We start from the raw sequence: 1,175 nt of genomic DNA on the forward strand, positions 1-1,175 counted from the left end.
TGCTGCACTTATGCATTGCGTAAAAAGTACAATAACAATTAAAAGCAGGTGTTTAATAGTAAACATTGGCGCATCCAAGCACGTAAAAGTTGGCTTAAACTATAGTTGAGATTGCGCCCATTGCCAAAACTCATCTAAGTTGCTCATTTGATAGGTAGCTTGGCTAAAGTCGTGATCTTTAGTATGGCTATTGGCAATGGCTACAACACGTAACAAAGCATTATTAGCAGCTGTTACCCCTGTGTAAGTATCCTCAACAGCAATTGCATTGCCAGGTTGTATATTTATCTGCTCAAGTGCCAGTAAATACGGATCCCCTGCAGGTTTAGGATTAGTTACATCATCTTTTGTAACCACCGTATCAAACAGCTCATAAAACCCTAAGCCTTTCAGTATTGGCATAGCTTCACTTTTAGCACTGCCTGTTACTAGCGCCATTTTTAAGCCACTCGCTTTTACAGCTTTCAATGTTTGCTCTGTAAATGGCATCAGTGGAGGTAAATGTGTTACTACATATTCACCAAATAAACGGTATTTTTCATCTGCTAAAAACTGTGCACTTACCGATAAGTTATGCTCTTGCTTAATTTCAATTGCGGCTTCTAAAGTTGGCCGTCCCGAAAAGCGCTGACAAAAATCATTTTCTAAATAACTAACACCGTAGGGTTTAAGTAATTTACTCCAGCATACAAAGTGCATGCTTTCTGAATCAACTAATGTGCCATCCATATCAAATAATATTGCTTTTAAAGTCATCCTCATTCCTTACTTAACTTGAGCTAAATTTTGACAATAAAAAAGGCGCCTTAAGCACCTTTTATATAAATACAGTTATTGCGTTAAGCCTGCTGGCGGCTCACCCGTTGCTTCCTCACCCGTTTCAACATCAACAAGCTCGTAGCCACGCGTTTTACGTACAACTTTAAGTACTGGTTTATCAAATGCAGTTTTTAAACGCTCAGAGTCATCTTTCAACTCATCTAAGGTTGTTCCAAAAGGGGCTGCGCCAGTTTCTGACCAGTTAGTTACTTTACCATTTAGGTTATATTCTACTTCATGTATTTGATATTGCGCTGCTTCGTCTTTCGTTGCTTCACAAAAAATTACACGGTAATTCCAAAATCCAGCCATCTTTTTATCTCTTTAAATTAATTAACGCTACTTTACCAGCTTTA

2 protein-coding genes are annotated in these 1,175 nt (G+C 38.2%); both read right to left on the reverse strand.

Annotated features, from left to right (window positions below):
* Positions 1–99 precede the first annotated feature (99 nt).
* Positions 100–756: an HAD family phosphatase gene (locus H5072_RS19995; protein WP_024595667.1), complete on the reverse strand. Its 657-nt coding sequence runs from the start codon at positions 754–756 to the stop codon at positions 100–102.
* 75 nt (positions 757–831) lie between these two features.
* The gene (locus tag H5072_RS20000) at positions 832–1,131 is read right to left on the reverse strand and encodes a hypothetical protein (protein ID WP_002958185.1); all 300 of its coding nucleotides are present in this window, start codon (positions 1,129–1,131) and stop codon (positions 832–834) included.
* Between the last annotated feature and the right edge of the window lie 44 nt (positions 1,132–1,175).

This window comes from Pseudoalteromonas sp. SR45-5 (assembly GCF_014163565.1).
Classification (GTDB): Bacteria; Pseudomonadota; Gammaproteobacteria; order Enterobacterales; family Alteromonadaceae; genus Pseudoalteromonas; species Pseudoalteromonas distincta.

What these genes read in the sequence shown, in the direction of transcription:
- H5072_RS19995 (WP_024595667.1), bottom strand. Translation starts at nt 756, where the DNA reads ATGACTTTAAAAGCAATATTATTTGATATGGATGGCACATTAGTTGAT.
- H5072_RS20000 (WP_002958185.1), bottom strand. Translation starts at nt 1,131, where the DNA reads ATGGCTGGATTTTGGAATTACCGTGTAATTTTTTGTGAAGCAACGAAA.